This window comes from uncultured Sphingomonas sp. (assembly GCF_964244235.1).
GTDB lineage: Bacteria > Pseudomonadota > Alphaproteobacteria > Sphingomonadales > Sphingomonadaceae > Sphingomonas.
Map to the genome: position 1 here is coordinate 1 of NZ_CAXTII010000026.1, position 25,038 is coordinate 25,038.

A 25,038-nucleotide genomic window follows, 5' to 3' on the forward strand; every position below is an offset into this window, starting at 1 on the left:
CGCAGGCGTCGCGCAATTTGGTGAGGACCGCGCGCTCGTCTTCTGCAACCAGCCGTTCCGCCGCATGTTCGCGATGCGAAGCGAGTGGCTGTCCGACCGCCCGGCGTTCGAACGCATCCTGGAACGGATGCGCGAGGCGAACCGTCTGCCCGAAGTGCGCGATTTCCCCGGCTGGAAGGCGGAGCGGCGCGACTGGTTCCTGCCAGCGGACGAAGCGACGGAGGAGCAGTGGCACCTGCCGGGCGGTACGCATCTGCGGGTCGTCGCGCAGCCGCTGCCCGATGGCGGGTTGCTGCTGATCTTCGAGGACCGGACCGAGCAGGTGCAGCTCGCCAGCGCGCGCGATACGTTGCTCCGGGTTCGTACCGCGACGTTCGACAATCTGTTCGAGGCGTTGGGAGTCTTTGCGGCGGATGGCCGGCTGCAGCTGTGGAACAACCGGCTCCGCGCGATCTGGGGGTTCGAGGAGGAGTTCCTGGCCGGACACCCGCGCGTCGATGCCTTTGCGGAGGCTGCGGCGGCGAAACTCGCGACACCCAACCGCGCGCAGCTGATCCCGGAACTGGTCCGCTCCGCCACCACCGAGCGGCAGCAGCGCGGCGGCCGGGTCGCATTCGCCGACGGCCGCCATTTCGAATTCGCCGCGGTGCCGCTACCCGACGGCAACGCGCTGTTCACGATGCTCGACATCACCGACAGCCGGCGTGCGGAGCAGGCGCTGCGCGATCGCAACGCGGCGCTTGAGGCGACCGACCGGGTCAAGACGCAGTTCGTCGCCAACATGTCCTACGAATTGCGCACGCCGCTGACGTCGATCGGCGGGTTCGCGGAGATGCTGCATGGCGGCTATGCGGGCAAACTGACCAAACAGGCGGACGACTATGTCGAGGCGATCCTCGAGTCGGTGGAGCGGCTTGGCCTGCTGGTCGACGACGTGCTCGACCTGACCGAGGGCGTGGAGGGCGATGGCGCGATCGCGCGGGTCGATGTCGATATGGCCATGGTCGCGCAGGGTGCCGCGGACCGGGTGCGGCCGGCGGCGGAGCGGCGGCGGCTCGACTTCGCGATCGAGGTCGCGCGATCCGCCGGCCGCGTGCAGGGTGACGCGCGGCGGTTGCGCGAGGTTGTGGAGCATCTGCTTCGCCACGCGATCGAGGGGACGCCCGAGGGCGGGCGGATCCTCCTCCATGTCGACGGCAATGCGACGGGCGCGCGGATCGTCGTGTCGGACGACGGGCCGGGAATGGATGCCGAGAGCGCCGCCACCGCATTCGACCGTTTCGCCGAGCCGGGGATCAAGCCGACGGGGGGTCGAGCGTTGGGGCTTGGCCTGCCGCTGGCCAAGCAATTCGTCGAAGCGCATGGCGGGACGATCGGACTGGTCTCGGAGCCGGGGGAGGGAACGCTGGTGACGGTCGACCTGCCGCGGCGATGAGGGGGTGTCCTTCTGTCCTCACCCTCCCGCGGCTGCGCCGCTCCCTCCCTCTCCCAGCGGGAGAGGGAAAAGACGCCGAAGGCGGCGAAGGGTGAGGACAGTGCCATTGGTAGATGCTGAAGCCACTGAAGCCTTCGGCGCGTGGCTTGCCCCGCTCGTGCACCCCGGTGACATCATCACCCTCGAAGGCCCGCTCGGCGCGGGCAAGACCAGCATCGCGCGCGGTCTTCTTGCCGCGCTCGGCCTGATGGGCGAAGCACCGAGCCCAAGCTTCGCGATCGTCCAGCCCTATGCCCCGCCCGAGGTGCGTCTGCCGGTGCTTCACGTCGATCTCTACCGCGTCGAGGATCGCGGCGAGCTCGCGGAACTGGGGCTCGACGAGGCGCTGGACGACTCGTTGCTCCTCGTCGAATGGCCCGACCGCGCTGGTCCGGACGCATGGCCAGGCGCGCTCGCGCTGCGTCTCGATTTCACCCCCGACGGCGCTCGCATCCTGACTATCTCGGCTCCCCCGGCATGGCAGCGGCGATGGCCGACATGACCCCGCCGGCGGACACGCCTGCTTTTCTGGCCGTGCATGGCTGGGCGGGGGCGAGCATCGCGCCGCTCGCGGGCGATGCCTCGTTCCGGCGGTATTTCCGCGTGACCGACGGCACGCGCCGGGCGGTCCTGATGGATGCGCCGCCGCCGCATGAGAACCCGCGGCCGTTCCTGTCGGTCGGGACCTGGCTGTCGGAACGCGGTTTCCGGTCGCCCGCGATCCTGGCCGTGGATATCGAGCGCGGGCTGGTCCTGATCGAGGATTTCGGCGACGACCGGATGCGCGAAGCCGCGGATGCGTCGGTCGATGCGCAGATACCGCTCTATACCGCGGCGGTCGACATACTGGTCGCGCTCCGATCGCATCCCGCTGGGCCGTTCGCGCCCTACGACCGCGCGGTGCTGGCGCGCGAGGCGGCGTTGTTCGTCGAATGGTATTGCCCCGCTGTCGGGATCGCGCCGGACCGGGACGCGTATCGGGCCGCCTGGGATCAGGTCTTCGATCACGCGGCGGCACCCGACCCCGTGACCGTATTGCGCGACTATCATGCCGAAAACCTCATGCTCCTGGGGGCGGAGCGAGCGATGGGCCTGCTCGATTTTCAGGATGCACTGGCGGGGCATCCGGCCTATGATCTCGTATCGTTGCTGCAGGATGCGCGACGCGATGTCGATCCGTCGATCGAGGCGGCGATGATCGCGCGCTACCGCATGGCGACGGCCGCGGGGGAAGATTTCATGGCCGCGTATCATGTGCTGGGCGCGCAGCGGAACGCGAAGATCCTGGGCATCTTCACGCGACTGTGGAAGCGCGACGGCAAGCCGCGCTATGCTGCGCTCTGCCCGCGTGTCTGGGCGTATCTGGAGCGCGATCTGTCGCAGCCCGCGCTCGCCCCCGTCGCCGCCTGGTTCGATGCGCATATCCCGCCCGAATGGCGCGGCGATCCGGCGAGGCTGGCGGCATGACTCGCCTGCGAAGCATCCGGCCGACACCGGGCGGCACCGTGCCGAGGACCGCGATGGTGATGGCGGCCGGGATCGGCAAGCGGATGCGCCCGTTGACCGCGACCCGGCCCAAGCCGCTGGTGGAGGTCGCGGGCAAGGCGCTGATCGATCACGTCCTCGATCGGTTGCGCACGGCGGGAGTCGAGCGCGTGATCGTCAACGTGCATTATCTGGCGGATGCGCTCGAGGCGCATCTCGGGCGGCATGCGGACGGGTTGGAGATCGTGATATCGGACGAACGCGGCGCGTTGCTTGAGACGGGCGGCGGGTTGGCAAAGGCGCGCGACCTGTTCGCCGACGAGCCGCTGCTGGTCGTCAACAGCGACAATCTCTGGCTCGACGGGCCGGTCGACGCGATCCGGCTGCTCGCGTTGCGCTGGGACGATATGACGATGGATGCGCTGCTGCTCGTCGTACCGCTGGCGCGGGCGCACAATCACACCGGTTCGGGCGATTTCTACCTGGCGCCCGACGGCCGGATTACCGCGCGTCGCAAGCACGGGCGGGTCGCCCCGTTCACCTATACCGGCGTGCAGATCGTCCACCCGCGGCTGATCGCCGACTGGCCTGAAGGTGCGTTCTCGACCAACCTGTTCTGGGACCGCGCGGTCGCGGTCGGCCGCGCTTATGGGCAGGTCCACCAGGGGCTGTGGTTCGACGTCGGGACGCCGGCTGCGATCGCGAAGACCGAGGCGCTGCTCGCCGATGGCTGAGCCACGCTCGCCGCGTATCTATACGATCCCCGCGCACCGGTCGTTCGCCGATGCGCTCGTCGCCGGGTTGATGCGCGGGATCGATCGCGCCGACCCGACCGCGCTTGCCCGCGGCCTGATCCTGCTGCCCAACAATCGCGGTGTTCGTGCAGTGACCAATGCGTTCGTGCGCGCAAGCGGCGGCGCGCTGCTGTTGCCGCGGCTGGTGGCGCTTGGCGATCCGGATCTTGGCGAGGCGGTCGGGGTGGCGCTCGACCCCGTCGATGCACCGTCGCCGCCGCTGCCCGCCGTCGCGCCGTTCCGGCGGCGGATGATCCTGGCGCGGCTGATCGCTGAGGAGCGTGGGCGCACGGGCCGTCCTGTCGATGCGGGCGAGGCGGTGCGGCTGGCGGGCGAATTGGCGCGGACGCTGGACCAGTTGCTGATCGAGGATGTCGCGCCGGCCCGGCTGCGCGATATCGAACTCGGCCCCGAACTGGCAGTGCATTGGGAGCGTTCGCTCGATCTGTTCCGCGTGATCCTCGATCGCTGGCCGGCCGAGCTGGCCGCGCTCGGACGGATCGACGCGGCCGCGCGGCGGGGTGCCTTGCTCGATCGGCTGGCGGAGCGTTGGCGTGCCGATCCGCCGCAGACGTTCGTGTGTGCCGCTGCGATCACCGACACCGCGCCCGCGGTCGTGCGGCTGCTGCGCTGCGTCGCGCGACTGCCGCGTGGGCAGGTGGTATTCGCCGGGCTGGATACCGCGATGCCCGACACGGAGTGGGATGCACTCGGTCCGCATACGCCCGACCCCGTCACCGGCCGGCGACGGCGGTCGATCGAGACGCATCCGCAATATCGGGGCAAGCTGCTGCTCGACCGGATCGGCGTCGCGCGCACCGAAGTGCGGGGCTGGCGCGGCGCGTCGGACGGTCCCGACGCACCGCCGGCGCGCGCGCGCGCGATCGCCAATGCGCTGGCACCGGCCGAATTCACCGCCAAATGGACCGACCTGCGCGCCGAGGATCGGCGGTTGGCGGGGGTGTCGGTCGCCGAGTTCGCGACGCCGGCGGACGAAGCGCAGGGGATCGCGCTGGCGCTCCGCGAGGCGCTGGAGACGCCGGGGCGGACCGCGGCGCTGGTCACGCCCGATCGTGGATTGGCGAACCGGGTCGCCGCGCATCTGGGCCGCTGGGGGATCGCGATCGACGATTCCGCCGGGCGGCCGCTCGCATTGCTGCCGCCGGGGACGCTGCTGCTCGATATCGCCGAAGCGGCGGCACAGCGGTTCGCGCCGCTCGCGCTGCTCGCCTTGCTCAAGCATCCGCTGGTGACCGGCGGGGGTGAGCGGCTGGCGTGGCTCGACGGGGTACGCTCGCTCGACCGGGCACTGCGCGGACCGCGACCATCGCCGGGCCTGCCGGGGGTAAGCGCGCATCTGGAGGACGTACGCGCACCGGAGGCGCTGCGCGACTGGTGGCGCACCGCCGCCGCGCTGCTCGTGCCGATCGAGACAATGGCAGCGACCGGCCCGCAACCGCTCGCGCCGATGATCGCGGCACTTCGCGAAACGGCGGATGCCTTGTGCGGCGATGCGATCTGGTCGGGCGTCGCCGGGCGCGAGGCTTCGGCATTCCTCGCCGATCTGGAGGCGGAGGCACCGGCGGGACCGTCCTCGGCCGAACCGGAGGGATTGGCACCGCTGCTGCGGACGCTGCTCGACGAGACCGCGGTCCGTGTGCAGCGCGGCGGCCCGCCGCGGCTCGCGATCTACGGGCTGATCGAGGCGCGGTTGCAGGCGGCGGACCTGATGGTGCTTGGCGGCCTGAACGAGGGGACCTGGCCGAGCGCACCCGCGCCCGATCCGTGGCTCGCGCCGCGTATTCGCGACGTGCTCGGCCTGCCGGGGCTGGAGCGGCGGATCGGTGCGGCGGCGCATGATTTCGCGCAAGGGCTGGGGGCGCCGCAGGTCATGGTCACGCGCGCGCGGCGGAGCGGGAAGTCGCCAGCGATCGCGTCGCGCTTCTGGCTGCGGCTGGCGGCGATGGCCGGCGACCGGTTCGAGCGGGCGACGATGATTGAGGGCTGGACGCGGACGCTGGATGATCCACCCGGGCACGCGCCCGCGGATCGCCCCGCGCCGGTGCCGCCGGCCGCTCTTCGCCCGGCCGCCATCTCGGTGACCGAGGTCGATCGGCTGAAGGCCGACCCCTATGCCTTCTACGCGCGCCGGGTGCTGCGGCTGATGCCGCTCGACCCGGTCGATGCCGACCCGAGCGCGGCGTGGCGTGGCGTCGCGGTACACGACATTCTCGAGCAATGGTGGGCGAAGGATGGCTGCGCGGTGGACAAGCTCGCCGACCGCGCGCGCGCGATGCTGGCGGACGAGCGGACTCACCCGATGATGCGCGCGCTGTGGCAGCCGCGACTGATGGAGGCGATCGACTGGATCGCGGCCCGACTGACGCAGGACGCGCAGGACGGCCGCAGCGTCTTGTCCGCGGAAGGGAAGGGGAAGATCGGGATCGCCGGGGTGACCTTGTCGGGCCGGTACGACCGGATCGACCGGCTTGCCGACGGTGGCATCGGCATCGTCGACTACAAGACCGGCAAGCCGCCCTCCGCCACCGCGGTGCGCGCCGGGTTCAGCCTGCAATTGGGGCTGCTCGGCCTGATCGCGGAACGCGGCGGGTTCCCCGGGATCGCCGGCACCGCAGCGGCGTATGAATATTGGTCGTTGGCCAAGAAGAAGGAGGCGTTCGGCTATGTCGACAGCCCGGTCGACCCGACCGGCGCGCGGGACAAGATCCCGACCGCGGATTTCGCGGCCATCGCCGCGGCGAATTTCATTGCAGCGGCGGAGAAATGGTTGACCGGCAGCGAGCCTTTCACCGCCAAGCTGGTACCCGAGTATGCGCCCTATGCCGAATATGACCAACTGATGCGCCGCGACGAATGGTATGGGCGTGAGCGCTGATCCGCATCGCCCGCTGCCGCCGCTGAAGGGGGCGCAGGCCGCGGCCAGCGATCCGGGCACCCATGTCTGGCTGTCCGCTTCGGCCGGAACCGGCAAGACGCAGGTACTGGCGGCGCGGGTGTTCCGGCTGTTGCTGAAAGGGACCGATCCGGCGGCGATCCTGTGCCTGACCTTTACCAAGGCGGGTGCGGCGGAGATGACCGGGCGGATCGCCGGCCGGCTGGCGGCATGGGTGCGGATGCCCGGGCCGATGCTCGCGCGCGACCTGGACGCGCTGGGCGAACGGCCGACCTTCGAGCTTCAGGCCCGCGCGCGGACGTTGTTCGCGAAAGTGCTCGATGCGCCTGGCGGCGGGGTTCGTATCCAGACGATCCACGGTTTCTGCCAGGGGTTGCTCGCGGCATTTCCGCTCGAGGCGGGGATCGTCCCCGGCTTCCGCCCCCTGGAACCGCGCGAGGAGGCGTTGCTGGCGCGCGAGACGCTTGCCGGCATGCTGGCGGATGCGGAGCGGGAAGGTCGCGCAGGGTCGGTCCGGACGATCGGGCGACTGAGCGTCCGGCTTGGCGAGGGCGGCGCGGAAAGTTTCCTGCTCGACTGCGCGCGGGCCGGTCCTGCGCTGGAGGCCTTGCCAAGCGGTATCCAGCCATGGCTGCGCGGTGCGCTGGAATTGCCGTCAGGCGATATCGGCGAGGCGATGGCGGCGGGGTGCGGCGACGATTCGATCGACGCGGAGACGCTGCACGTCATCGCCGCTGTGAACCGCGAATGGGGAACCAAAAGCGGCATTCTGCGCGCGGACGCGATCGCGGCATGGATCGCCCGCCCGGTCGCCGACCGCGTCGCAACGCTCATCGATCTTCACGCCGTGTGGGCGCGGGCGGATGGCGGCTTGCGCTCGTTCAGCAAGGGGCAGGCTCCCGTCCATATCGACTATGCCGACATGGCGACCGCGATGCACGGGCATTGTGCGGCACTGCTGTCGCTTGCGATCCGTGCCGCTTATGCCGACCTTCTCGCCGACGCGCTGATCGTCGGGCGCGATTATGCGCGCGCCTATGCCGCGGCGAAGCGCCGATCCGGGGCGGTCGATTTCGACGACCTGATCGCGACCACCGTTGCGTTGCTCGCGCAGCCGGGGATCGGTGAATGGGTGCGCTTCAAACTCGATCAGGCCACCGAGCATGTCCTGATCGACGAGGCGCAGGACACGAACCTCAACCAATGGCGAATCGTGCAGGCGCTGTCGGAGGAATTCTTCGTCGGCCGCGGCATATACGCGCCATCGACACGGACGCTTTTCACCGTCGGCGACTATAAGCAGGCGATCTACGGGTTTCAGGGGACGGACCCGATCAATTTCGCCTGGGCGGAGCGGCGTTTCGCCGGGCGGGCGGCGCTTGCGCTCGGCGACGACGACACGCCGCCTGAGGATCGCGGGCTGCCGTTCCAGCAGCTCGCACTTACGCATTCGTTTCGCTCCACCCGCGCGGTCCTGGAATTCGTCGATGCCGCGATCGATGCGATCCCCGCGCCGGGATTGGGCGAGATCGCCGTCATCGACGCGCATGCCAGCGAAGTGCCGGGGCCGGGGACGGTGACGCTCTGGCCTCCCGTCGTGGTCGGCGGAAGCGATGGCGACGAGGAGGACTGGATCGACGACGCGGTGCGCAAGCTTGCGATCGATATCGCCCGCGCGATCAAGCGGTGGCTCGACGACGGGCTGATGCTGGAGAGCAAGGGGCGGCGGCTGCGGCCCGAGGATATCATGATTCTCGTCAAGCGGCGCGGCGATCTCGCTTCGCTCATCGTCGCAAGATTATATGCGGAAGGCGTGCCGGTCGCGGGCGTCGACCGGTTGCGGCTGAACGCGCCGCTGGCGGTGCAGGATCTGCTCGCCGCGATCCGGTTCGTGCTGCAGCCGGAGGACGATCTCAGCCTCGCGAGTTTGCTCGTATCGCCGTTGATCGGCTGGACGCAGGACGAACTGATGGCTGCGGCACCGCGCGCCGGGGGCAGCCTGTGGCGGCACCTGCGCGATACGCAGAGCAACGAACGGCTCGCGCCGCTGCGGGCGATGCTGGCGCGGGCGGACGTGACCACGCCCTACCGGTTCCTGGAGGAAATCCTGTCCGGCCCGCTCGACGGGCGGCGCAAGCTGGTCCACCGGCTTGGCGCGGAGGCGCGCGATCCGATCGAGGAATTGCTCGCCGCCGCGCTCGATTTCGAGGTCGCGACGACACCCTCGCTGCAACGCTTCCTCGACTGGTTCGACCGCGGCGATGTCGACATCGTCCGCGATCCGTCGCAGCCGCTCGATGCGGTGCGGGTGATGACCGCGCATGGCGCGAAGGGATTGCAGGCACCGTTGGTCATCCTGGCGGACGCGACCGTCGATCCCGCCAAATCGCCGCGATCGGTCCTGCGCTGGACGCCCGGCGGAATGGACGCCCCGATCCCCGTGTTCCGGCCGCGCGCGTCGGAGCGGGGCGGTCCGCTGGACGACGCCATGACGGCAGCCGAAGCGCGCGACCTGGCGGAGCATTGGCGGCTGTTCTACGTCGCGGCGACACGCGCGGAGGAGCGGCTGGTCATCGCCGGGTCGCTCGGGCCGAGTGCGGGAGGGGTACCGCCGGTGTCGAGCTGGTACGCCGCCGCGGATCGCGCGCTGACCGCATTGGGCGTGACGGGCGAGGGGGAGCGGGTGTTCGTCGGCCGGACGCCGCAACCACCGGTCCGGATCGACGACCGGCCAGCCACGGCCCCGGATGCGCGCGCGGTGCTTCCCGAATGGGTCCGGCGTGCACCGCCCGCGGACCCGCGCCCCTCGCGGCCGCTGACGCCGTCGTCGCTCGGGGACGACGCGACGTCGGATCCGCCGCCGACTGTCGCGATGCAGGCTTCGGCCGAGCGCGGCCGGCTGATCCACGCGCTGTTCGAACGCCTGCCTCCGGTTGCGCCCGATGCGCGCCGCGCCGCCGCCGATCGTTGGCTGCGGGAAACGGGGGGGGTCGACGATCGCGGCGCGCGCGCCGCGATCGTCGACGGGGTGCTGTCGGTGATCGAGGACGCACGCTTCGCCGCGATGTTCGCGCCGGATGCGCTTGCCGAGGTGCCGATCGCGGCGACCTTGCCGGATGGAACCGTCGTGTCGGGGACGGTCGACCGGCTGCTCGTCGCGCCCGATCTGGTGCACGTCGTCGATTTCAAGACCGGGCGGCGGGTTCCGGCTGGGCTGGCCGACGTGCCGGAATTCCATGTCCGGCAGATGGCGGCCTATGTTGCGGCGCTGGAAGTGATCTTCCCGGGGCGGCCGATCGAGGCGACGTTGGTCTACACCGCGGGGCCGATGCCGATCCTGCTGCCGCCCGATCTGCTGGCCGCGAACAAGCCCGCCTTGCGCGCGACCGAGCAAAGCTTGGCCGATGGCGCTTGAGGGCGGCTGTCGCACCCCCTAGATTGATCGGTGACAAGGAGAATTTATCATGGCCACCAAGCAGATCACCGACGCCAGCTTCGACGCCGACGTCCTCAAGGCCGATGGCCCTGTGCTCGTCGATTTCTGGGCCGAATGGTGCGGACCGTGCAAGATGATCGGGCCGAGCCTGGAGGAAATTTCCGAAGAACTCGGCGAACAGGTGACGATCGGGAAGCTGAACATCGACGAAAACCCCGATGCTCCGGGCAAATACGGCGTACGCGGCATTCCGACGATGATCCTGTTCAAGGACGGTGCACCCGCCGCGACGAAGGTCGGTGCGGAGCCCAAGGGTCGGTTGAAGGCCTGGCTTGAAGGTGAGCTGGCGCAGGTCTCCTATCCGTCGCCCCAGCGAAAGCTGGGGTGAGAGACCTGGAGAGTCAGCTACGATAATCCGCGTTGATCGCGATATAGCCGTGTGTCAGGTCGCAGGTCCAGACCGTCGCGCGGCCTTCGCCCAGGCCCAGATCGACCCCGATCTCGATTTCACGGTCTCTCAGATGGGCAGCCACCGGTGCCTCGTCATATCCCTCCACCGCCACGCCATCGCGTGCGACCTGGGTGTTACCGAAGCGGATCGATAGTCTGTCGCGCTCGGCGGGTTCGCCGGCCTTTCCGACCGCCATGACGATCCGGCCCCAATTGGCGTCCTCTCCCGCGATCGCGGTTTTGACCAGCGGCGAATTGGCGATGGACATCGCGATCCGGTGCGCGCTGCGGTCGCTTTCCGCGCCCTCGACCGTGATCTCGATAAGCTTCTGCGCACCCTCGCCGTCGCGCACCACCAGCATTGCGAGTTGGTGACACAGGTCGGCCAGCGCCGCGCGGAACGCGTCCGCGCCAATGCTGTCGTCGTCGGCCAGCACCGCGTTCGCCGCTGCGCCCGTCGCGAAGGCGAGCACGGTATCGCTGGTCGACGTGTCGCCGTCGACCGTGATGCACGAGAAGCTTGGTGCATTCGCTGCGGTCAGCGCGCGTTGCAGGAAATCGGGCGCGACCGCGGCGTCGGTAAAGATGAAGCCGAGCATCGTCGCCATGTCGGGCGCGATCATGCCCGACCCCTTGATGATCCCGGCCAGCATCACCGTCCGGTCGCCGATCACCGCGGTCGCCACCGCGCCCTTGGTGAAGGTGTCGGTCGTCCCGATGGTCGCGGCGGCGTCTTCCCATGTGCAGGAATCGGCTGCGAACGCGGCGTCGAGCCCGGTCTCGGCCTTGTCGATCGGCAGCGGCACGCCGATCACACCAGTTGAGGCGACGAACACGTCCGAGGGCTGGCAACCCAGATGCCCTGCGGACCGCGCGGCGATCGCCTCCACGGCGGCACGTCCGCGGTTGCCCGTGAAGGCGTTGGAATTGCCCGCATTGATGACGAGCGCGCGCGCCTGTCCAAGGGTCAGCGCACGGCGGCACCATTCGACCTCGGGCGAGGGGCATCGGCTGTTGGTCAAGACACCCGCGACGGTCGTGCCGGGCGCGAGAGTTGCGAAGGTGAGGTCGCAACGATCCCATTGCTTGTACCGCGCGCGCGCGACGTGAAGCGTTACGCCGGCTATGGAGGGGATCACAGGGAAAGGAAGCGCAAGGGGGGACAGTTCCATTCGTTGGCGATAGCGCCGGTGCTCATCCGGATAAAGGCATACGTTCAGCGCCGTCACCGCCCGGGAAATTCGCCGATCTCCACAACCGGGGTCGCCTGCCCGAAGCGGCTTCGTTTTCTTTCGTAGCATTGATCCTGAACTTCGCGTCGCTCGATTTGCCACCGACCTGTGGGCATTGGCGAGCGAACTGCCGGATTTCCGCGGGGACCCCGTCGATCGGATGCTGATCGCACACGCGATCCATGGCGATCCGACGCTGGTGACCGGCGATGAGACGATGCGCCGCTACCCGGTACGGACGATCTGGTAGCGCAAAACGCATGGACGACCCGGGCCGTAGTCCCTATGCCCGGCGCCGCATGAACCTCCTGCTCCTCCTTTCCGCCCTGCTTTCCGCGCTGACCGGCGTGGGGGTCGGCGCGCGGCGGCCGGAGGTCGCGCAGTCGGTTGCGGTGCAGGCGATCACGACGACTCCTGCACGCGTTGCAGCAACGACAATCGCCTCGCGGCCGATCGCCGCACTCCCGACATTGGCGGCGGCGGCCGGGTTCGATGTTTCCGCCATTCCCGTTCTGATCGGCATGACCCACCTCTGGGCAAGTCGTCGGCGCGAATAAGGCGTTTGCCTCGCCGGGTCGCGGACCGGCGCTTCTTCAATTTATCCAGGCGCCGCCGCTCATGCAGGCAGCGCATTTGCAGCATCAGGAAATCCCCATGTTCGGTGGCCTCGCCAAATCCATTTTCGGGTCGTCCAACGACCGATACGTCAAGTCGCTGAACCCTATCCTCGCGAACATCGCCACATTCGAACCGACGTTGAGCGCGATGTCGGACGAGCAACTTGCGCACCAGACGGTGCTATTCCGCGAGCGGCTCGCGGAAGGCACCAAGCTTGACGACCTGCTGCCCGAAGCCTTCGCGACGGTGCGCGAGGCTGCGAAACGCGCTCTCGGGCAGCGGCATTACGACGTGCAGATGGTTGGCGGGATCGTCCTGCACCGCGGCGAGATCGCGGAGATGCGCACCGGCGAGGGCAAGACGCTGGTCGCTACGCTCGCCACCTATCTCAACGCACTGCCGGGCAACGGCGTGCATGTCATCACCGTCAACGATTATCTCGCCGCGCGCGACTCGGAATGGATGGGGCAGGTCTACAAGTTCCTCGGCCTCACCGTCGGCGTCATCGTGCCCAACCTCACCGACGAGCAGCGTCGCGACGCGTACAACGCCGACATCACCTATGGCACGAACAACGAGTTCGGCTTCGATTATCTGCGCGACAACATGAAGTACGACCGCGCATCGATGGTGCAGCGGCCGTTCGCGATGGCGATCGTCGACGAGGTGGACTCGGTCCTGATCGACGAGGCACGCACCCCGCTGATCATTTCCGGTCCGACCGACGACAAGTCGGAACTGTACATCCAGGTCGACGCAGTCGTGCGGCTGCTCGACCCGATCGATTACGAGAAGGACGAAAAGCAGAAATCGATCATCCTGACCGAGGACGGCACCGAGAAGGTCGAGCGGATGCTGGAGACCGCCGGGTTGCTCGAAGGGCAGAACCTGTATGATTTCGAGAACACGCAGGTCGTCCACCATCTGAACCAGGCGCTGCGCGCGAACATGATGTTCAAGCGCGATACCGATTATATCGTGAAGGACGGCAAGGTCGTCATCATCGACGAATTCACCGGCCGCATGATGGACGGGCGGCGCTGGTCCGACGGACTCCATCAGGCGGTCGAGGCGAAGGAGGGTGTCACGATCGAGCCCGAGAACCAGACGATGGCGTCGATCACCTTCCAGAATTATTTCCGCATGTATCCCAAACTCAGCGGCATGACCGGCACCGCGGCGACCGAAGCGGCGGAATTCTACGACATCTATAAGATGAATGTCGTCAGCATCCCGACCAACGTGCCGGTCCGGCGCGAGGACGAGGAGGATGAATTCTACAAGGACACCGCGGACAAGTTCCGCGCGATCGCCAAGAAGATCCGCATCCATGCCGACAAGGGGCAGCCGGTGCTGGTCGGTACCGTGTCGATCGAGAAGTCCGAATTGCTGAGCGAGTTCCTCAGTCAGGAGAAGGTCGAGCACAAGGTGCTGAACGCGCGTTTCCACGAGATGGAGGCGCACATCGTGGCGCAGGCGGGTCGCAGGGGGGCCGTGACGATCGCGACCAATATGGCGGGCCGCGGGACCGACATCCAGCTTGGCGGCAATCTGGAATTTCGGATGCTGGACGAACACCCCCATCTCGCCGCCGGAACGCCCGAGTACGAGGCGCGCGCCGCGACGATCAACGCCGAGATCAAGGCTGAGAAGGCGGCGGTGCTCGACGCCGGCGGCCTGTTCGTGCTCGGCACCGAGCGGCACGAGAGCCGACGGATCGACAATCAGCTACGCGGCCGGTCCGGGCGGCAGGGCGATCCGGGACTGTCGCGCTTCTACCTCAGCCTCGACGACGATCTGCTGCGGATCTTCGGCCCCGACACGCTGTTCGCGCGCATGATGCGATCGAATATCGAGGATGGCGAGGCGATCGGCAGCAAGTGGCTGAGCAAGGCGATCGAGACCGCGCAGAAGAAGGTCGAGGCACGCAATTACGACATTCGCAAGCAGGTCGTCGAATATGATGACGTGATGAACGACCAGCGCAAGGTCATCTACGAACAGCGTAGCGACATCATGGACGCAGACGGCGTCGGCGAGATGGTCGAGGATATGCGCACGGAAACGGTCAACACGATCGTCGGCGATGCGTGCCCCCCGAACAGCTATCCCGAGCAGTGGAACGTCGAGGGGATGAAGACCAGCCTCGCCGAGGTGCTGAACCTGACCCCGCCGATCGACGATTGGCTGACGGAAGAGGCGATCGATCCCGAACTGGTCGAGGAGCGGGTCCGCGAACTGGCCGATGCGAGCGTGAAGCAGAAGGCTGAAGCGTTTTCGCCGGAAACGTGGACGTCAGTCGAAAAATCGATCCTGCTTGAAAAGCTGGATCACCAGTGGAAGGAACATCTGTCGACGCTCGACGCACTGCGTCAGGTCGTCCATCTGCGGGCGTACGCGCAGAAGACCCCGATCAACGAATATAAGCAGGAGGCGTTCTCGTTGTTCCAGCGGATGCTCGACAATATCCGTACCGACGTGACGAAGACGATCGCCTTCGCGGAATTTCATACGCAGATGCCGCCGGCTTTGCCCGAGTTGCCCGATTTCATCACGACGCATTTCGATCCGTTCACGGGGATGGACGATTCGGCGGATATCGACGGCGGCACGTTCGGTCGGGTGACCGCGCAATTGCCGCCATTGCAGATCCCACAACCCGATCCCGCGGCTTTCGGGCAGGATCCTGCGGAATGGCAGGGTCTGGTCAGTCGCAATGCGCCGTGCCCGTGCGGGTCGGGGAACAAGTACAAGCATTGCCACGGGGCGGTGACGGCTTAGGATTGGGCTTACGTAACGTCCACACCACACTCCGTCACCCCGGGCTTGTCCCGGGGTCCATCGCGCCGCGCATTTTCCCGCTTGTGGTTCGCGGCACGATGGATGCCGGGACGAGCCCGGCATGACGATGGATGGTGCCGGATGGTGGGTGACGTCGCGCGCAAATTCGCTTATCAATACCGCCGAATGCCCAGCCTCCACGCCCTCGCAAATCCAGCCCGGTTCCTGCGCCTCGCCAAGCCGCTGACGCCGCTGCTGAGCTGGGGCGGGATCGTGCTGATCGCGGTCGGCTGCTGGGCGGGTCTTACGCGAACGCCGCCCGATTATCTGCAGGGCGAGACGGTGCGGATCCTCTACGTCCATGTCCCCGCCGCCTGGCTCGGTATGGGCGGATGGAGCGGGATCGCGGTCGCCAGCATCGTGCTGCTCGTCTGGCGGCATCCGCTCGCCGGGATCGCGGCGCGCGCGATCGCGGTGCCGGGGGCGGTGTTCGCCGCGATCTGCCTTGCGTCGGGATCGATCTGGGGGCGACCGACCTGGGGCACATGGTGGGAATGGGACGGGCGGCTGACGTCGATGCTGCTGCTGTTCTTCGTCTACCTCGCCTATATCGCACTGGCGAAGGCGGATGCGGACGGCCGCGGCGACGGACGCATACCGGCGATCTTCGGCATTGCGGGAACGGTCCTGCTCCCCATCATCCGCTATTCGGTGGTGTGGTGGAACACGCTGCACCAGGGGCAAAGCATCGGGTTGACTCGCTCGACGATCGATCCGTCGATCCTGTGGCCGCTATGGTTCATGCTGGCGGGGTTCACGGCCCTGTTTGCCGGCATCGTCCTGATGCGGATGCGCGCGATGCTGGCGACCGCAAAGACCGAGGCGCGGATGCAGCGGATGGCGCGGATATGAGCCAATGGCCGTTCGTCGTCGCGGCCTATGCCGTGACGCTCGGCGGTGCGGCGGTGTTGCTGACCGTCAGTTATCTGGCGATGGCGAGGGCCGAGAAGTGAAGGCGAAGCATCAGCGGCTGACGCTGGCGCTGCTCGCGGTCGGCGCGGTGGCGGGGGCCGGGGTGTTGGCGCTGTCGGCGCTGAAAGACCAGGCGTCCTTCTTCTATGCGCCGTCCGACGTGGCGAAGGCCGGACTGCCGCTCGGCCGTGCGGTGCGGCTTGGCGGGATGGTCGCGGGCGGATCGGTCAAGCGCGCTGCCGACGGCGTGACGGTGCATTTCATCGTGACCGACGGCCGCGCGACGACGCCGGTGGTGTTTGCCGGGATCGTGCCGGACCTGTTCCGCGAACGATCCGGCGTGGTCGCGGAAGGCGCGTTCCAGCCGAGCGGCCTGTTCGTCGCGTCGAACCTGCTCGCCAAGCACGACGAGAAATACATGCCGCCGCAGGTGGCGGGGGCGATGCACGAGACGAGGTCGCTGGTGCGATGACCGCCGAAGCAGGACTTGGCGCGCTGTGGTTCGCCGGCGCAATGGCAGCGCTGCAGCTGATCGTCGCGGTGCTGGCACTCGCCCGGCCGAACGGAGCGACCGAGGACGATCTTATCGCGTCGGTGCGGCCGGTCGCGATCCTGCAGGGGGCGCTGGCGCTGGTTGCGATGGCGTGCCTGATCGCGGTGTTCCTGGATTCAGACATGACGGTCCGGCTGGTTGTCGAAAACAGTCATTCGGCAAAACCATGGATTTATAAATTCGCCGGCGTCTGGGGCAATCACGAGGGATCGATGCTCCTGTGGGTCACGATCCTGGGCATCGCGGGCGGGGCGGTCGCAATCCTCGAACGTCGGTTACCGCCGCGGACATCGGTCGCGACGCTTGGCGCGCAGGCGGCGATCGCTCTGGGATTTTACGCCTTCCTGCTCTTCGCCTCCAACCCGTTTGCAAGGGTGTGGCCGGGGCCGGCCGACGGGCGGGGGCTGAACCCGCTGTTGCAGGATCCCGGCTTGGCGCTCCACCCGCCGACGCTGTATGTTGGCTATGTCGGGCTGTCGGTGGCGTTCTCCTTCGCCGTCGGTGCGCTGGTGACGCGCGACGTCGGTCCTGCGTTTGCGCGGGCGATGCGGCCCTGGGTGCTGGGAGCGTGGATATTCCTGACGCTGGGCATCACGGCGGGGTCGTATTGGGCCTATTACGACCTGGGCTGGGGCGGATGGTGGTTCTGGGACCCGGTCGAGAACGCGTCGCTGATGCCGTGGCTGGCGGCGACCGCGCTGCTACATTCGGTGACGGTATTGGCGACACGCGACGGCCTTCGCGCCTGGACCGTGATGCTCGCGGTCGTCGCGTTTTCGATGTCGATGATCGGGACGTTCCTCGTCCGATCCGGCATTCTGACCAGCGTCCATGCCTTTGCGGTCGATCCGAGGCGCGGCGCGTTGATCCTCGCGCTGCTGGCTGTATATATCGGCGGGGCGCTGCTGCTGTTCGCGCTTCGCGTGGGGACGGTGCGGCAGGGTAACGTCTTCGAACCGGTAAGCCGGGAAGGCGCGCTGGTCGCGAACAACCTGCTGCTGACGGTGATATTGGGGATCGTCCTGATCGGCACGCTCTATCCGCTCGTCGCCGCCGCGTACGGGGTGCAGCTGTCGGTCGGGCCGCCCTTCTTCGACAAGACGGTGGGACCGATCGCGCTGATCCTGCTGTGCATCATGGCGGTCGGGCCGATGCTTCGCTGGCGGCGTGACGACGCGCAGGTCGTGTTGGGGCGGACGATGTGGCCGATCGCGGTGGCGTGCTTCGTCGCAGTGGCGTTCGCGTTGTTCGGCGGCGGGATCGGCATCCTGCCGCTCGCCGGTCTGGCGATCGCGGCGGGGGTGGCGGTGGCGAGCGTCTCGCCGCTGTGGAAGCGCAACCTCGCCCGCACGCCGCTGTTCACCTACGGCATGGTGCTGGCGCATCTGGGCATCGCGGTCAGCCTTGCCGGGATGGCGAGCGACAGCGCGTTCACGCAGGAGACCCTGGTAGCGGTCCGTATCGGCGAGCCGCACCGCGTCGGGCCGTACAGCGTCGTCCTCACGGGTATCACCCCGGTGATCGGCCAGAACTGGTCGGCGCTCCAGGCCGAACTGACCGCCAGCCGCGGCGACGATGTCATCCGGCTGCAGCCCCAGGCGCGCTATTTCGCCGATCCGCCGACGGGTACCAGCGAAAGCGCCATCGCGACGGTCTGGGACGGGCAGCTTTATACCGTGCTCGGCGCACCGGACGGGCAGGGGCGCTGGCAGTTGCGGCTGTGGTGGAAGCCGTTCGTAACGGCGATCTGGGCCGGCGGCGCGTTGGTCGCGGTGGGCGGGGCGCTGTCCTTGCTCGGCCGGTTGCGGCGCGAGCGGGCGGCGGCGGCGCGGGCGGTATGGGCGTGAGACATTGGCTGCGGTGGCTACCGCTCGCGGCGTTCCTGGCGGTCGTCGCGGTCGTCGCGGTCCAGCTCTACCGGCCCGCCGACCGGACGGTCCGTTCTGCGCTGGTCGGCAAGGCAATGCCCGGCTTCGCACTCAAGCCGATCGCCCCGGACCGGCCCGGCGTCGCCAGCGCGATGTTCGCGGACGGTCATCCGCGACTGGTGAACATTTTCGCCAGCTGGTGCGTGCCCTGCATCGCCGAGGCACCGCAGCTGTTGCGACTGAAGGCTATGGGGATCGAGATCGACGGCGTCGCGGTCCATGACAGGCCTGCCGATGTCGCCGATTTTCTCGTGGCGGGCGGCAATCCCTATGCACGGATCGGCGACGACAGGATGGGCCGGGTGCAATTATCGCTCGGGTCGTCCGGCGTACCCGAAAGCTTCGTGATCGACGGCGAGGGGCGGATCGTCCTGCAGCATGTCGGCGGCATCCGCGACGACGATATCGCCGAAATCGCCGCCGCGGTCCGCGGCGCATGAAGCACGCGTCCAGCCAGTTGGTGCCGATCCTGCTGGCTTTGGTCCCCGCTGCGCTCGCCGCGGAGCCGCCGAGCAACGCGCCCTATGCCAATGTGCAGCTGCGCGATCCCGCGGCGGAGGCGCGGGCGAAGGCGCTCATGCTGTCGCTTCGCTGTGTCGTCTGCCAGGGCCAGTCGATCGTCGACAGCGACGCGTCGATGGCCGGGGACATGCGGTCGCTGGTGCGTACGCGGATCGCCGCAGGGGAAAGCGCGGAATCGATCCGCGGGTGGCTCGTCGCGCGTTACGGTAATTATGTGAGCTATGATCCGCCGTTCGCGGCGTCATGGCCGTTGTGGCTCGCGCCGATCGCGCTGCTGGCGGCGGGCGCGCTGATCGCACGCGGCAGCTTTCGGCGGCGGCGCTGATGGGTTGGGTCTGTCTCGCGGTGATCGGGGCGGGGACGCTCGGCGCGATGCTGCTGCTGCGGGTGCCGCGGCTGTTGTGGACGATGGTCGGTGCCGCACTGATGCTCGGCGCGGCCGGCTATGCGTTGCAAGGCCGGCCGACCATGGCCGCCCGCGGCGCCACGCCCAATGCCATCGCGATCCCGGACGACCCGATGATCGCCGACCTGCGCGACCGGCTGTTCGGACGCTTCACGGGCGACGGCGCGTACATGATCGCCGCGGACGCGATGGAGCGGGTGGGCGAAAGACGAGCGGCGGTACAGGCGGTGCTGGGCGGGATTCGTCATTATCCGCAAAGCGCCGCATTATGGACGCAACTGGGCACCACTTATGCCATGCACGATGGCGGCCGCGTCTCGCCCCCGGCGTTGTTCGCATTCCGGCAGGCGATGCGTCTGGCACCGCTTCATCCGGGTCCGCCCTTCTTTGCCGGTCTGGCCTATATCCGGACCGGCGATTTTGCGGAGGCGGACATTTATTGGTTGCGTGCGTTGCGCCTGTCGCCCGCTGGAACTTCGTATCGCCGCGATATCGCGGTGCGACTGATGTTGCTGGACCGGTTCCTGTCGTTCCAGCGGCGCGGGGGGCGGTAAACACCGCTCTCCCCGACGGGAGAGGGATTGTCGCTCTACACCCCCCGCCCGGTCTTCGCCTGTAGCGCATCTATCCGCTTCGACGCCTCGGCCTTGGTCAGGCTATCATCGAATTCTTCCCCGGCTTCCTCGGACAGCGTCTTGAGGTAACTGGCCTGCGCGCCGGTCATCGCCTCGTCGCCGGTCGTCCAGTCGTCGGGGTTTTTTTCGGCATTGCCGGTCGGGTGACCCTTGGGGTTGGCATGGCTGTCGGTCATCGGTGATTCCTTTCGCCCGTACCAACCCCATTGTTCCGCCTTCGTTCCGCGTCAGGCGGCCCATGCCTCGAACGGTAAACCCAGATCATCCGCGACCGCCTTATAGGCGATCTTGCCCTTGTAGACGTTCAGCCCGGCGGCGAGGTGCGGGTCGGCCTGCATTGCGGCTTCCGCGCCCAGATTGGCGAGTTTCAGCGCGAACGGCAGCGTCGCGTTGTTGAGCGCGAACGCCGAGGTGCGGGCGACCGCGCCGGGCATGTTGGCGACGCAGTAATGGATGACGCCATCGACCTCGAACACCGGGTCCTCGTGCGTCGTCGCGTGGCTCGTTTCGAAACAGCCGCCCTGGTCGATCGCGATGTCAACCAGCACGGAGCCGCGCTTCATCGTCTTCAGCATCTCGCGCGTGACGAGCTTGGGCGCCGCCGCGCCCGGCACCAGCACCGCGCCGATGACCAGATGCGCCTGCTTCACCGCCGCCGCGATCGCCGCCTTGGACGCATAGGCGGTCTTGATCTGGCTGGAGAAGAACATGTCGAGTTCGGCCAGCCGGTCGTTCGAAATGTCGTAGATGGTGACATCCGCGCGCATCCCGACCGCCATCTGCGCGGCGTTGACGCCCGAGACGCCGCCGCCGAGGATCGCGACCTTCGCCGGCGCAACGCCGGGCACGCCGCCCAGCAGGACGCCGCGACCACCCTGTTCCTTCTCCAGATAATGGGCCCCCACCTGCACCGACATCCGCCCCGCGACCTCGGACATCGGCTTCAGCAGCGGCAGTCCGCGGCGACCATCGGTGACGGTCTCATAGGCGATGCACGTCGCGCCCGACGCCATCAGCCCCTCCGCCTGCGGCTTGTCGGCGGCGAGGTGGAGATAGGTGAACAACAGATGCTGCGGCTCAAGCATCGCGATCTCGCCGGCTTGCGGTTCCTTGACCTTCACGATCATGTCGGCGGCGGTGAACACCGCTTGCGGATCGGGCAGGATCGTCGCACCCGCCGCGACATAGTCCGCGTCCTCGAAATCGATCCCCGCGCCCGCCATCGTCTCGACGACGACCTCATGTCCCGCGGCGACCAGTTCGGCCACCGACGGCGGGGTCAGTCCCACGCGATATTCGTGGTTCTTGATTTCCCTGGGTACTCCGACTCGCATCGCTTCGCTCCGAATGATCTGTCGCCGCCGCCTATAACGATGCCGCACCGGCATGTCCCCGTTGCAGTGCCTTGGGGGCCTGTTATGGAGAGCGAAACCGGGCTAGGGGGCTGGTCAGTCAACGCCATGATATCGCACGCCAAACTTCGCGGCCAGCCGCACCGCCGGTGACCGACTCGCCATCCCCGGCCACGCCGGACCTGCCCGCGGGCCCGTCGCAGGGTCGCAGCGGGCTGACGAAGCTGGCGGTCGGCGCGGTCGGCGTCGTGTTCGGCGATATCGGCACCAGCCCGTTATACGCATTCCGCGAAACCTTTGCCGGGCACCATGCGCTCGCGGTCGATCCGCTGCACATCATGGGCGTCATCAGCCTGATCTTCTGGTCGATGATGATCGTGGTGACGTTCAAATATGTCGCCATCATCATGCGCGCGGACAATCGCGGCGAGGGCGGCAGCTTGGCGCTGCTGGCGCTGGTGTCGGGGCGCACGAAGACCCGCCGCTGGAGCCAGGGCATCGCGATGCTCGCCGTCTTCGCGACGGCGTTGTTCTTCGGCGACAGCATGATCACGCCTGCGGTGTCGGTGGTATCGGCGGTCGAGGGGCTGAGCGTCGTCTCGCCGACGTTCGGCGCGCTCGTGCTGCCGGCCGCGGTCGTCGTCCTGCTGTGCCTGTTCTCGATCCAGCGGAACGGGACCGCGCGGGTCGGTTATTATTTCGGGCCGGTCATGCTCCTCTATTTCGCGACGATCGCGGTGCTCGGCGTATCCAGCATCGTGAAGACGCCGTTCGTCCTCCTGGCGCTGTCGCCGCATTATGCCGTCGCGTTCTTCGTTCGCGATCCGGCGCGGGCGTTCCTGGCATTGGGATCGGTGGTGCTGGCGGTCGCGGGGGCGGAGGCGCTGTATTCGGACATGGGGCATTTCGGACGGCGGCCGATCGGGATTTCCTGGCTGTTCTTCGTCCTGCCGGCGCTGATGATGAATTATATGGGGCAGGGTGCGCTGCTGCTTCGCGAGGGGATGTCGGCGCTCCACAACCCCTTCTACGAACTGGCGCCGGACAGGCTGCAGCTGCCGCTCGTCCTGCTCGCCACCGCCGCAGCGGTCATCGCCAGCCAGGCGGTGATCTCGGGCGTGTTCTCCGTCACGCAGCAGGCGATCCAGCTCGGCTTCATGCCGCGGCTTCGCATCGAACATACCAGTGCGGTGACGGTGGGGCAGATCTACATCCCGGTCGTCAACTGGCTGCTGGTGACCATGGTGATCCTGCTCGTCATCTTCTTCCGGACGTCGTCGAACCTGACCAATGCCTACGGGATCGCCGTGACCGGGGCGATGTTGATCGACACCTGCATGCTCGGCATCGTGCTGACGCGGCTGTGGCACTGGCCGAAGATCGCCGCGCTGCCGCTGCTCGCGCTGTTCTTCGTGGTCGACGGTGCGTATTTCACCGCGAACCTGACCAAGGTTCCGTCGGGCGGCTGGTTCCCGCTGCTCGTCGGCCTCGTCATGTTCACGATCCTGACGACCTGGTCGAAGGGTCGCGAGCTGATGATCGACCGGATGCGCGAGGCCGCGATGCCGATGAAGGTCTTCATCGGTTCCGCCGCCGGCTCCGCGTCGCGCGTGCCCGGCACCGCGGTCTTCATGACGTCGAGCGCGGACGGCGTGCCGCACGCGCTGCTGCATAACCTGAAGCACAACAAGATTTTGCACGAACGGGTCATCCTGCTGACGGTGAAGATCGTCGACCGGCCCTATTGGCCCGAGGACGATCGATCGACTCTGGAAAGTCTTGGCGAGGGCTTCCATCGTATGGTCCTGCGCTACGGGTTCATGGAGGAGCCCGACGTGCCCGCCGCGCTGCGCCTGGTCAGCGAATGCGGCGCGGCGTTCAAGATGATGGACACCAGTTTCTTCCTGTCGCGTCAGACGCTGCTCGCGGCGGATCGCCCTGGCATGATGATCTGGCGCGAGAAGCTGTTTGCCTGGATGCTGCGCAACGCGGAAAGCGCGATGGAGTTCTTCCGCCTGCCGACCAACCGGGTCGTCGAACTTGGCAGCCAGGTCGAGATTTGAACGACGTCGTCCCGGCCCCCGTCATCGTCACCGCGCTGTTCGGTCGTGCGGACACCGCCTTCTTCGACACGATGCGGCGGACACATTTTCCGCCCGAGCGCAATCGGCTCGATGCGCATCTGACGCTGTTTCACCATCTGCCGCCGTCGATGGTGCAGGAACTGAAGCAACGGCTGACCGGCGAGACGCGGGGCGTGCGCGCGCCGGTGGCGAGCGCGAGCGGGCTGATGTCGCTCGGTCGTGGCGTCGCCTACCGGATCGACTCGCCGGACCTGGTGGGCATCCGCGCGCGGTTGGCGGACGCCTTCACCGGTATGCTGACGCCGCAGGACGCGGGCGGGTGGCGTCCACACGTCACCATCCAGAACAAGGTCGCGCCGCCGGTCGCCAAGGTCCTGCTCGCCACGCTGTCGCAGGGGTTCGTGGCGCGGGAGATCGAGATCGCGGGGCTGGGCGCGTGGTGGTATCGCGGCGGGCCGTGGGAGCCGCTGTCGCGCCACATGTTCGCTTGACCGGTTACGGCACCGTTCCTATAGCCCGCGCCTCGCGAGTGCGGGCCCGTGTCGGGGCGAAGTAGCTCAGCTGGTTAGAGCACGGGAATCATAATCCTGGGGTCGGGGGTTCAAGTCCCTCCTTCGCTACCACTCGCGAGCCGATCGGATCGCGTCGAACGCGTGCGTCAGGCCAGGTCGTTCAGCTGTTCGACGCCCAGGGCTTTGACCCGGTCGACATATTTGCGCATCGCGTCGATCGCCGTCGCCGTCATGCGCAGATCGTCCATTGCCAGCGTCGATTCGACCTGATCCGCCATCACGAGATGTTCGATCCAACGCCGACCCGCCGTCTCCGAGGTTCCCGCGCGGTCGCTGATCGTGGCGACCGATACCGCCTCGTTCAGCGCATGGGCATAGAATAGATGGAGAAGGATGTTCCATGCGAACTCGTCGAACAGTTCGTGGGGGAACTCATCGCAACGGGCCTGCCGCAATGCCAGCAACGTGCGGACGATTTGGCGGCGGTCGCGGTCCCCGATCATGATAACAGATTATGCGTTTGCCACCCGTATGCAAGAGGATAGTTGCCAAGCAGCCTCCGTCGGCCCAAAGGCCGGTTTGTGCTATACTTGATCGAAGTTAGAAAAACGAAGACTGTAAATGATTCGGCCGCGTGGATCGAAACCTTTCGTCGATCGCTATACTCGCTCGACAAACGGAGGTCACGATGCCGAACCGCCTTTACGATCAACCCTCCGACGTTACTGCGGAAGAGGGGGAGGTGCAGGTCGACGGTCCTGACGGCGTGGCGGTGTCGATGACGCCGGAAGCGGCGGCGGAGACGTCCGATCGGCTGCTGAAAGGCGCGACGGACGCCGCCGGGCAGACGATCATGAAGCAGTCGCGGAACGAACGACCGGCCCATTGAC

22 protein-coding genes, 1 tRNA gene and 1 pseudogene are annotated in these 25,038 nt (G+C 67.6%); 20 read left to right on the top strand and 4 right to left on the bottom strand.

Annotated elements, in window-relative coordinates:
• The 7 genes from ACFE7D_RS06480 to trxA all read left to right on the top strand — a co-directional run.
• A partial coding sequence (locus tag ACFE7D_RS06480; RefSeq protein WP_375394611.1) for a PAS-domain containing protein occupies positions 1-1,435 on the top strand: 1,435 nt, incomplete at its 5' end.
• A gap of 100 nt (positions 1,436-1,535) precedes the next feature.
• The gene (gene tsaE, locus ACFE7D_RS06485; RefSeq protein ID WP_375394612.1) at positions 1,536-1,976 is read left to right on the top strand and encodes a tRNA (adenosine(37)-N6)-threonylcarbamoyltransferase complex ATPase subunit type 1 TsaE; all 441 of its coding nucleotides are present in this window, start codon (positions 1,536-1,538) and stop codon (positions 1,974-1,976) included.
• Positions 1,952-2,941, top strand: a complete 990-nt coding sequence (locus ACFE7D_RS06490; RefSeq protein ID WP_375394613.1) for an aminoglycoside phosphotransferase family protein — start codon at positions 1,952-1,954, stop codon at positions 2,939-2,941. Before tsaE ends, ACFE7D_RS06490 begins: the two co-directional genes overlap by 25 nt.
• Positions 2,938-3,693 carry a nucleotidyltransferase family protein gene (locus tag ACFE7D_RS06495; protein ID WP_375394614.1) on the top strand — a complete coding sequence of 252 codons (756 nt, stop codon included), beginning with the start codon at positions 2,938-2,940 and terminating at the stop codon, positions 3,691-3,693. Before ACFE7D_RS06490 ends, ACFE7D_RS06495 begins: the two co-directional genes overlap by 4 nt.
• Positions 3,686-6,649: a double-strand break repair protein AddB gene (addB, locus tag ACFE7D_RS06500; protein ID WP_375394615.1), complete on the top strand. Its 2,964-nt coding sequence runs from the start codon at positions 3,686-3,688 to the stop codon at positions 6,647-6,649. The genes ACFE7D_RS06495 and addB overlap by 8 nt, the downstream gene beginning before the upstream one ends.
• Positions 6,633-10,082, top strand: coding sequence for a double-strand break repair helicase AddA (addA, locus tag ACFE7D_RS06505; protein ID WP_375394616.1), 3,450 nt, complete (start codon positions 6,633-6,635; stop codon positions 10,080-10,082). Before addB ends, addA begins: the two co-directional genes overlap by 17 nt.
• 49 nt (positions 10,083-10,131) lie before the next feature.
• Positions 10,132-10,491 (top strand): thioredoxin TrxA, encoded by a 360-nt coding sequence (trxA, locus tag ACFE7D_RS06510; protein WP_375394617.1) that lies wholly within the window; start codon positions 10,132-10,134, stop codon positions 10,489-10,491.
• A gap of 13 nt (positions 10,492-10,504) precedes the next feature.
• On the opposite strand, the gene argJ is transcribed toward trxA, so the two are convergent.
• Positions 10,505-11,725: a bifunctional glutamate N-acetyltransferase/amino-acid acetyltransferase ArgJ gene (gene argJ / locus ACFE7D_RS06515; protein ID WP_375394618.1), complete on the bottom strand. Its 1,221-nt coding sequence runs from the start codon at positions 11,723-11,725 to the stop codon at positions 10,505-10,507.
• A gap of 58 nt (positions 11,726-11,783) precedes the next feature.
• Between argJ and ACFE7D_RS06520 the strand changes: the two are divergent.
• The 9 genes and pseudogenes from ACFE7D_RS06520 to ACFE7D_RS06560 form a co-directional block, all read left to right on the top strand.
• Positions 11,784-12,035: pseudogene (locus tag ACFE7D_RS06520) on the top strand (PIN domain-containing protein); the annotation flags it as partial.
• A gap of 49 nt (positions 12,036-12,084) precedes the next feature.
• On the top strand, positions 12,085-12,342 hold the full coding sequence (locus tag ACFE7D_RS06525; protein ID WP_375394619.1) for a hypothetical protein: 258 nt from the start codon (positions 12,085-12,087) through the stop codon (positions 12,340-12,342).
• Between the two features lie 97 nt (positions 12,343-12,439).
• Complete coding sequence (gene secA, locus ACFE7D_RS06530; RefSeq protein WP_375394620.1) at positions 12,440-15,184, top strand: preprotein translocase subunit SecA; 2,745 nt, start codon at positions 12,440-12,442, stop codon at positions 15,182-15,184.
• A gap of 186 nt (positions 15,185-15,370) precedes the next feature.
• The gene (gene ccmC / locus ACFE7D_RS06535; RefSeq protein ID WP_375394621.1) at positions 15,371-16,096 is read left to right on the top strand and encodes a heme ABC transporter permease CcmC; all 726 of its coding nucleotides are present in this window, start codon (positions 15,371-15,373) and stop codon (positions 16,094-16,096) included.
• Positions 16,097-16,193: 97 nt separating this feature from the next.
• Positions 16,194-16,628 carry a cytochrome c maturation protein CcmE gene (ccmE, locus tag ACFE7D_RS06540; RefSeq protein WP_375394622.1) on the top strand — a complete coding sequence of 145 codons (435 nt, stop codon included), beginning with the start codon at positions 16,194-16,196 and terminating at the stop codon, positions 16,626-16,628.
• Positions 16,625-18,556 carry a heme lyase CcmF/NrfE family subunit gene (locus ACFE7D_RS06545; RefSeq protein WP_375394623.1) on the top strand — a complete coding sequence of 644 codons (1,932 nt, stop codon included), beginning with the start codon at positions 16,625-16,627 and terminating at the stop codon, positions 18,554-18,556. The genes ccmE and ACFE7D_RS06545 overlap by 4 nt, the downstream gene beginning before the upstream one ends.
• A complete protein-coding gene (locus ACFE7D_RS06550) occupies positions 18,553-19,077 on the top strand; it encodes a redoxin family protein (protein ID WP_375394639.1) in 525 nt (174 codons plus the stop codon). The genes ACFE7D_RS06545 and ACFE7D_RS06550 overlap by 4 nt, the downstream gene beginning before the upstream one ends.
• Positions 19,074-19,484 carry a cytochrome c-type biogenesis protein gene (locus tag ACFE7D_RS06555; RefSeq protein WP_375394624.1) on the top strand — a complete coding sequence of 137 codons (411 nt, stop codon included), beginning with the start codon at positions 19,074-19,076 and terminating at the stop codon, positions 19,482-19,484. Before ACFE7D_RS06550 ends, ACFE7D_RS06555 begins: the two co-directional genes overlap by 4 nt.
• Positions 19,484-20,119 (top strand): tetratricopeptide repeat protein, encoded by a 636-nt coding sequence (locus tag ACFE7D_RS06560; protein WP_375394625.1) that lies wholly within the window; start codon positions 19,484-19,486, stop codon positions 20,117-20,119. Before ACFE7D_RS06555 ends, ACFE7D_RS06560 begins: the two co-directional genes overlap by 1 nt.
• A gap of 35 nt (positions 20,120-20,154) precedes the next feature.
• Here the strand turns inward: ACFE7D_RS06560 and ACFE7D_RS06565 are convergent, their stop codons facing one another.
• Positions 20,155-20,376: a DUF3072 domain-containing protein gene (locus ACFE7D_RS06565; protein WP_375394626.1), complete on the bottom strand. Its 222-nt coding sequence runs from the start codon at positions 20,374-20,376 to the stop codon at positions 20,155-20,157.
• A gap of 51 nt (positions 20,377-20,427) precedes the next feature.
• Positions 20,428-21,534, bottom strand: a complete 1,107-nt coding sequence (ald, locus tag ACFE7D_RS06570) for an alanine dehydrogenase (RefSeq protein ID WP_375394627.1) — start codon at positions 21,532-21,534, stop codon at positions 20,428-20,430.
• A 200-nt stretch (positions 21,535-21,734) separates the two neighbouring features.
• On the opposite strand from ald, the gene ACFE7D_RS06575 reads away from it, so the two are divergent.
• From ACFE7D_RS06575 to ACFE7D_RS06585, 3 genes are all read left to right on the top strand, one after another.
• On the top strand, positions 21,735-23,615 hold the full coding sequence (locus tag ACFE7D_RS06575; RefSeq protein ID WP_375394640.1) for a potassium transporter Kup: 1,881 nt from the start codon (positions 21,735-21,737) through the stop codon (positions 23,613-23,615).
• Complete coding sequence (locus tag ACFE7D_RS06580; RefSeq protein ID WP_375394628.1) at positions 23,612-24,127, top strand: 2'-5' RNA ligase family protein; 516 nt, start codon at positions 23,612-23,614, stop codon at positions 24,125-24,127. Before ACFE7D_RS06575 ends, ACFE7D_RS06580 begins: the two co-directional genes overlap by 4 nt.
• Positions 24,128-24,182: 55 nt before the next feature.
• Positions 24,183-24,259: transfer RNA gene (locus ACFE7D_RS06585), tRNA-Met, on the top strand.
• A gap of 35 nt (positions 24,260-24,294) precedes the next feature.
• Here the strand turns inward: ACFE7D_RS06585 and ACFE7D_RS06590 are convergent.
• Positions 24,295-24,651 carry a hypothetical protein gene (locus tag ACFE7D_RS06590; protein ID WP_375394629.1) on the bottom strand — a complete coding sequence of 119 codons (357 nt, stop codon included), beginning with the start codon at positions 24,649-24,651 and terminating at the stop codon, positions 24,295-24,297.
• Between the two features lie 185 nt (positions 24,652-24,836).
• Between ACFE7D_RS06590 and ACFE7D_RS06595 the strand changes: the two genes are divergently transcribed.
• The gene (locus ACFE7D_RS06595) at positions 24,837-25,037 is read left to right on the top strand and encodes a hypothetical protein (protein ID WP_375394630.1); all 201 of its coding nucleotides are present in this window, start codon (positions 24,837-24,839) and stop codon (positions 25,035-25,037) included.
• Position 25,038: the final 1 nt, after the last annotated feature.